The 554-nt window shown below is 50.7% G+C and carries 1 protein-coding gene; it reads right to left on the bottom strand.

Annotation, left to right across the window (positions count from 1 at the left end; translation table 11 throughout):
• Positions 1-71: 71 nt before the first annotated feature.
• A partial coding sequence (gene metG / locus ACTHUE_RS19965) for a methionine--tRNA ligase subunit beta (protein WP_440424273.1) occupies positions 72-554 on the bottom strand: 483 nt, incomplete at its 5' end.

The following is a 554-nucleotide window of genomic DNA, read 5'->3' as shown; positions in this document are numbered from 1 at the left end:
CATTAAGCAACTCAATTTCTTTAAGTACAGGTGCGGAAAGGTTTAACATGGTTTCTCCTTAAGATTTGATACTAGCCCACTTTATCCCCGGGCTGTGCGCCTGCGTCAACGTCGAGGAGCTTCAGTTTGCCCTCTGCGGTGGCGGCGGAGAGGATCATGCCTTCGGATACGCCGAATTTTGCCATTTTGCGCGGGGCGAAATTGGCGACGGCGATGACCATGCGGCCGTTCAATTCGGCAGGATTTGGGTAAGACGCGGCGATGCCGGAGAAGATGATGCGTTTTTCAAAACCGAAATCGAGGTCGAATTTTAAGAGTTTGGTGCTGCCTTCGACGGCTTCGCAGTTCAATACTTTGGCGACGCGCATGTCGATTTTCATAAAGTCGTCGAAGCTGGCCTGTTCGGCGACTTTTTCGTATTTGCTCTCTTCGGCGGCAGGCGCGGGGGTCGTCTGAATGCTTTGTTTGTTGGCTTCGATTAAATCGTCCACTTGTTTTTGCTCCACTCGTTGCATTAAATGTTCGTATTTGTTGATGGCGTGTTCGCCTAGGGT

The sequence above is a fragment of the Neisseria sp. P0021.S005 genome (genome assembly GCF_051956955.1).
The sequence above is the reverse complement of the archived record's forward strand: the minus strand, read 5'-3'. Positions and strand labels throughout refer to the sequence as shown.